General features: G+C 73.2%; 7 protein-coding genes. 2 read left to right on the forward strand and 5 right to left on the reverse strand.

Annotated features, from left to right (window positions below; all coding sequences use genetic code 11):
• Positions 1-18: 18 nt before the first annotated feature.
• The 3 genes from ACFXDJ_RS05860 to ACFXDJ_RS05870 all read right to left on the reverse strand — a co-directional run bounded on the left by ACFXDJ_RS05860 (position 19) and on the right by ACFXDJ_RS05870 (position 2,160).
• Complete coding sequence (locus tag ACFXDJ_RS05860) at positions 19-285, reverse strand: GlsB/YeaQ/YmgE family stress response membrane protein (RefSeq protein ID WP_384653938.1); 267 nt, start codon at positions 283-285, stop codon at positions 19-21.
• A 142-nt stretch (positions 286-427) separates the two neighbouring features.
• Positions 428-1,366 carry a hypothetical protein gene (locus tag ACFXDJ_RS05865; RefSeq protein ID WP_384653936.1) on the reverse strand — a complete coding sequence of 313 codons (939 nt, stop codon included), beginning with the start codon at positions 1,364-1,366 and terminating at the stop codon, positions 428-430.
• A complete protein-coding gene (locus ACFXDJ_RS05870) occupies positions 1,363-2,160 on the reverse strand; it encodes a phosphatase PAP2 family protein (RefSeq protein WP_384653934.1) in 798 nt (265 codons plus the stop codon). The genes ACFXDJ_RS05865 and ACFXDJ_RS05870 overlap by 4 nt, the downstream gene beginning before the upstream one ends.
• Before the next feature lie 287 nt (positions 2,161-2,447).
• Between ACFXDJ_RS05870 and ACFXDJ_RS05875 the strand changes: the two genes are divergently transcribed.
• Complete coding sequence (locus ACFXDJ_RS05875; RefSeq protein WP_384847929.1) at positions 2,448-3,095, forward strand: TetR/AcrR family transcriptional regulator; 648 nt, start codon at positions 2,448-2,450, stop codon at positions 3,093-3,095.
• A 134-nt stretch (positions 3,096-3,229) separates the two neighbouring features.
• On the opposite strand, the gene ACFXDJ_RS05880 is transcribed toward ACFXDJ_RS05875, so the two are convergent.
• Positions 3,230-3,766, reverse strand: coding sequence for a TerD family protein (locus ACFXDJ_RS05880; protein WP_384664050.1), 537 nt, complete (start codon positions 3,764-3,766; stop codon positions 3,230-3,232).
• 99 nt (positions 3,767-3,865) lie between these two features.
• Entirely contained in the window at positions 3,866-4,990 is a 1,125-nt protein-coding gene (locus ACFXDJ_RS05885) for a hypothetical protein (protein ID WP_384847932.1), read from the reverse strand.
• A gap of 251 nt (positions 4,991-5,241) precedes the next feature.
• Here ACFXDJ_RS05885 and ACFXDJ_RS05890 point away from each other — a divergent pair, with 251 nt between their 5' ends.
• Complete coding sequence (locus ACFXDJ_RS05890; protein WP_384847935.1) at positions 5,242-6,054, forward strand: glutamate ABC transporter substrate-binding protein; 813 nt, start codon at positions 5,242-5,244, stop codon at positions 6,052-6,054.
• The last annotated feature ends 64 nt before the right edge of the window (positions 6,055-6,118 follow it).

Below are 6,118 nucleotides of genomic sequence, written 5' to 3' on the forward strand. Positions count from 1 at the left end.
GTGGCTCTGGGCCGGAGGTCAGCGGCGGGAGTTGCCGAACAGGAGCCGGTAGGCGACGAGCAGGACCAGGGAGCCTCCGATGGCGGAGCCCCAGGTCGCGAGGTCGAAGAACTCGGTCTGGATCGGCCGGTCCAGGAACTTCGCCGAGAGCCAGCCGCCGATGAAGGAGCCGGCGACGCCGATGAGGGTGGTGACGATCAGGCCGCCGGGGTCCCGGCCGGGCAGCAGGACCTTGGCGATCCCGCCCGCGAGCAGTCCGAGGATGATCCAGCTGATGATGCCCATGCCTGTTCACTCCGCTTCGGTGTGCGCACCCCGTGCGCGCTTCGTCTTACCGAGGAGGACGCGCGAAGACGTGAAACGGTTCTCCGTCACTACGCGGAAACACGACGGCGGCGGCCGGCGACGACCCGCGGCGACCCGCCGATCATGCCGGGACCCGGTCCTTCCGAGCCGCCGGGGGCGGAGTCGGCTGCGGGGAAGCCGCCTGCGAGGGAACCCCCTGGAGCGCGGCAGCCGCCTCCGCGGCCGGAGCGGCGACGGGAGCCGGAGCCGACGTCCGCGTGAGCAAGAGCACGCCCCGCGCCGCGGCGAGCGCGCCCGCCACCGCCATCAGGACCCCGAACGCCCCGCCCTGGAGGCGTTCGCCGAGCAGCACCATGCCGATCGCGGCGGCGGCCAGCGGGTTGGCCAGGTTGACCACCGCGAGCGGGGCGCCGAGGCCTCCCCGGTAGGCCCGTTGCGACAGCAGCATCCCGCCGACCGCGAAGACCACCACGAGCAGGGCAACCGAGACCACGCGGAGGCTGAGCAGCGCTCCGCCGCGCCCGCCCGCCACGGCGACGGTCTGGGTCAGGGCGGAGGCGGCCGCCGAGGCCAGCCCGGACGCCGTCGCGTGGCGCAGCCCCGAGCGCGTGTCCCTCCGTACGGTCAGCAGCACGATCACCGCGGCCGTCGCGCCGGAGACGGCCAGGGCCTCGGCCAGGGTGAGGGTGTCGTCGGGGGCCGGGCCGGATGCGGGGAGCAGGAGCAGGCCGAGCCCGGCCACGGTGGCCAGGGTGCCGCGCCACTCGGTGGCCGCGACCCGCCGCCCGGCGCCGTGGGCGCCCATCGGGACGGCGGCGACGAGGGTGAGCGCGCCGAGCGGCTGGACCAGGGTGAGCGGCCCGTACCGCAGGGCCGCGGCGTGCAGGAGCGCGGCGGCGGCGTTCAGCCCGGCGGACCACCACCAGGCGCCGTTGCCGAGCAGCGAAGCGGCGCTGCGGGCGACGGCCCGGCGGGCCAGGCGTTCCTGGGCGACGGCGGCGGCCGCGTAGGTGGCGGCCGCGGCGAGGCAGAGCAGGACGGCTACGAGGGTGGCGTTCACCGGGCTCCTCCTACGGTGGCCGGTTCGGGTACGGCGCGACGCTGAGCCGGCACGCTCCGCGCCGCGACGAGGGAACGGACGGCGGGGCGCGGGACCAGCAGCAGGGCCGCCCCGAGCAGCAGGGTCGCGACGATGGCGTCGAGCCAGTAGTGGTTGGCCGTGCCGACGACGACGAGCAGGGTCACGAGGGGGTGCAGCAGCCAGAGGAACCGCCACCGGGAGGAGGTGGCGGCGATCATGCCGAGGGCCAGCATCAGCGCCCAGCCGAAGTGCAGGGAGGGCATCGCGGCGAACTGGTTGGCCATGGTGTCGGCTGCGGGCGAGGCTCCGTAGACGGTGGGCCCGTAGACCTGGCCGGTGTCGATCAGGTGCGCGGCGGCCAGCATCCGCGGCGGCGCGAGGGGGAAGGTCAGGTGGATGACGAGGGCGGCGCCGGTCAGGACGGCCAGGACGCGGCGGGTCCAGAGGTAGTGCGCGGGGCGGCGCAGGTAGAGCCAGACGAGGAAGAGCACCGTGGCGGGAAAGTGCACGGCCGCGTAGTACGTGTTCGCGGTGTGCACGAGCGCGTCGCCGTGCAGGAGCAGCCGCTGGACCAGGCCCTCGCCGGGCAGGCGCAGGGCGCGCTCCGCGTCCCAGACGCGGGTGGCGTTGCGGAAGGCCTCGTCGGTATGGCCGGTGGACAGCATCCGGCCGCACTTGTACACGGCGAAGAGACCGGCGACGAGCAGCAGCTCGCGAACGAGGCGGCGGCGCTGTCCCGCGCCGGCCTCGGCAGGTGTGGTGTGGGAGGTCATCCCCCGGTCTCGCTTCCTGTACACGGGCACACATCGACACGCCAGTGTATCGATACATTCGCGTATCGATACGCGGGTGTACCGATACGCCCGCGTTCCCGTAGACTTTCAACCGACACGGTCGCCGGATGACCGCAAGGCCACCGCAAAGCCGCACGCGGGACGGGCGGCGAAACCGACCACGAGCGACCCGTCACACGAACCCGTCACACGGACCATTCGCCCGGACCCTTCGCCCGGACCCCTTCGCCCGGACCCCTTCCAGCGCCACCGAGGAGAGCAGCCCCATGACGTCGCCGACGCCGGACGCCGCCCCGGCCCCTGCGCGCCGCTCCAAGATCACCCCGGAGCGGGAGCGGCAGTTCTACGAGGCCGTCCTCGACCAGTTGCGCGAGGACGGCTACGAGGCCCTGACCATGGAGGGCATCGCCGCCCGGGCCAGCTGCGGAAAGTCCACGCTCTACCGGCAGTGGAAGACCAAGCCCCAGCTCGTCGCCGCGGCCCTGCGCGCGGACCGGCGGGGCACCCTGGCGGCGGTGGACACCGGGACGCTGGCGGGCGACCTGCGCGAGGCGGCCATGATCGCGGCCTGCACCTCGGGGCGCGACACCCGGCTGACGCAGGCCCTCGGGCACGCGGTGCTGAGCGACGAGAAGCTGAAGGCGGCACTGCGCGAAGCGCTCGTGGAGCCGGAGCTGGCGGCGTTCGACGCGATCGTGGACCGGGCCGTGGCGCGCGGGGAGCTCGCCGCCGGGCATCCGGCAGTGGAGTTCCTGCCGGCCCAGCTGATGGGCGTGGTGCGGATCCGGCCGGTGCTGGACGGGCGGTACGCCGACGCCGAGTACCTCGTACGGTTCGTCGACTCCTGCCTGCTGCCGGCGCTGGGCGTGAGCCCGCGGCCGGCCCCCGGCCCGGAGGCGGACCGGACCCCCTGAACCGGCAGTGCGCCGTCCCCGATGACCGGACGGCGACCTGCCCGCGCTGCCTCGTGGGGACGGTGGCAGCGCACCCCCGGACCGGGCGGCGGTCACTCCCTCGCGGAGTGCCCGCCGCCCGGTCTGCGCGGTGATCAGCTCCGGGCGGAGCCCATGACCCGGGCGAACTCCTCCGGGTCGGCGTCGAAGCCCCGTACCGCCGGGTCCAGCGACCAGCTGCCCGAGCTCTCGCGGGTGAACTCGGCGACCGTGGCGGCGCGGGCGGAGCCCACGGCCGTGAAGCCCTCCACGGAGAGGTCGGTGTAGCCCTCCCGGATCCGCAGTCCGGTACCGGCCACGGCGGAGAAGGTCAGCGCCGGGCCGGAGCCCGCCGGCTGGATCACCACCCCTACCACCACGCGGGTCAACTCCGTTGCCATCCTGGACAGTTCGAGCGTCATCACCTCGTCGAAGCCGAGGCCCTGACCGGTCCGGCTGTCACGGTCCAGCGTGATGGTGCCGTCGGGCGACCGGCTCCCGAAGTGCACGAGGTGGACGGGCCGCCCGTACGGGTCGGCGGCTCCGTAGACCGCGGCGAGTATGTCCAGGTCGTGCACGGGCGCGCCCGCCGGGCTGGGATCCCAGCGCAGCGCGATCTCCACCTTGGACAGGCCCTTGCGTACTCCGCTCACCGAACTCCCCCTCCGCTTACCGTGCGTTGCCCTCCCATGCTGTCACGGGTCCGCCCGCCCGGACCGAACTACCGTACGTTCCCGGCCAGTACGCGGGAGCTACCAGTCCCCGTCCCGTACGGGCCTGCCCGGCCTCGGGGCCTTCCCCAGCGGTTCGACCTGGCCGGGGGCCGGCGGGATCCACGGGCTGGCGTCCTCGCCGAGCCATTCGCCCACCGGCTCCACCTGGCCCAGGGCCTCGGAGGGGGCCAGGTCGGTGCCGGTCTCGTCGTAGTAGTCGAACCACGGCAGTCCGGCCTTGGTGTAGGCGGCCCGGTCCACCGGCGAGGCCGGCGGCTCCTCCCCGGTGATCCGGCGCCACGCGGGCGGGGTCACCAGGTGGACGAAGATCCGCGCGGACGGCTCGTCCGCCCACTCGCCGGGCCCGCGGTCGTCCCGGTACACCTCCTGGCGCATGGACCCGCCGACGCCGAGTCCCATCGCGGGAGCCGCCTGCGGACCCGCGCGGAACCGGCCCGGCGACCCGGCGGCCGAACCCGGGGGGCCTCCGGGAGCCGGTGCCGAAGCCGCCGCCGGCATCATCGGCCCCGCTCCGTACCCCATGGACGGCGCGCTCCCGGGCGGCACGCTCCCGGGCGGGCCACCGCCGGCCCGGCGCCGGCGGTTCGGGGCCGTGCGCGCCAGCTCCGCCTCCCGCCACCGCGCCAGCGCCCGCGCACCGAGCGGGAACGCCTGGAGCTGGACCCCGCCCGTGGTCTCCTCCCCGGTGACCTGGCCCTCCACGGTGGCGCCGAGCCCGAGCGGGACGGCGACGAACTGGCGCACCGTCCCGTTGCCCGAGTTGATCCCGTCCAGCCACGGCTGGCGCGGGAGCACTAGATAGTTCTGCGGATCGCGCCCGAGCTCTCCGGTCCACCGCTCGCCGGAGACGGCGCACACCTTGCCGACCCCGACCTGGAGCGCGGTGGGCCGCGTGGTCCCGGCGAAGCTGAGCCACATCGCCTCGCGCAGGTACACGGGGAGCATCACCCCGCCCTTGGCCAGCCAGTCCGCCGGCACCGTGTCCGGATAGTCCTCCACCCGGCGCAGCGGAAACGTCCCGAGCCCCGGAGGCAGCTTGTGCGTCCCCGACTCCGGGAGGCGCAGCGTCCGCATGAAACGGACCTCCGCACCCTCCCCCAGCAGCAACGCGTCCCCTTCGACCCTTACCCCACCCTTGGCCACGCGACCGGCTCCTCTCCCGTGCAGGACCGGATTCGCCGCAGGATCTGCCGCCGTTCCGGATCGTTACCCTCAAGCTTTGCTCAGATCCCGTGACACTGAGCCCGGCGGTTTCCTAGCTTCCTCATATACGCGTCCACGTGCCCCCGCGGTTCCCCGCGTCCCGGGCCCGTCGCGGCGCGCGTCCGCGCGCCCGCGCGACCTGCGTACCACGCAGCGCATCGCGCATCGCGTATCCAAGGAAAGAGTGCAGCATGAAGGTTTCCCAGGCCGGTGCGGTCGCCGCAATGATCGGTCTCGTACTGACCGCATCCGGATGCGGCGGTGACGACGGCAAGGGAGACATCTCCATCGGCATCAAGTTCGACCAGCCGGGCGTCGGCATGCGCGAGCCCGACGGCACCTTCACCGGTTTCGACGTGGACGTGGCGACCTACGTGGCCAAGGACCTCGGCTACAAGCCGGGCCACATCACCTTCAAGCAGGTCCAAAGCAGCGACCGCGAGCTGCTGCTCCAGTACAACGAGGTCCAGTTCGTCGCGGCCAGCTACTCGATCAACGACAAGCGCAAGGAGAAGGTCGACTTCGCCGGCCCGTACTTCCTGGCCCACCAGGACCTGCTGGTCCGCGCCGACGACAATTCGATCACCAAGCCCGAGGACCTCAACACCAAGCGGCTGTGCTCGGTGACCGGGTCGACCTCGGCGGAGAACATCAAGAAGACCCTCGCCCCCAAGGCGAGCCTCCTGGAGCTCGGCGGCTACTCCGAGTGCATCGTCGCGCTCCAGGACAACCTGGTCGACGCCATGACCACGGACAACTCCATCCTGGCCGGGTACTCGGCCCGCAAGGGCAACGAGGGCAAGTTCAGGCTGGTCGGGCTGAACATGAGCAACGAGAACTACGGCATCGGCATGAAGAAGGGCAGCACCGATCTTCAGGCCAAGATCAACGCTGCGATCAAGAAGATGGTCGCGGACGGTTCCTGGGAGGCGGCCGTGAAGAAGAACTTCGGCGCCGACTACAAGTACGAGCCGGCCCCCGCCGCCGCCACGCCGGGCCTCTGACGACGAGCCCCGGCCCAGGGGGGGGGGGGCGGCGGGGCGCGGGCGCCCGCCCCAGCCCCGCCCG

It is taken from the genome of Streptomyces sp. NPDC059443 (assembly GCF_042750105.1).
Taxonomy (GTDB): Bacteria; Actinomycetota; Actinomycetes; order Streptomycetales; family Streptomycetaceae; genus Streptomyces.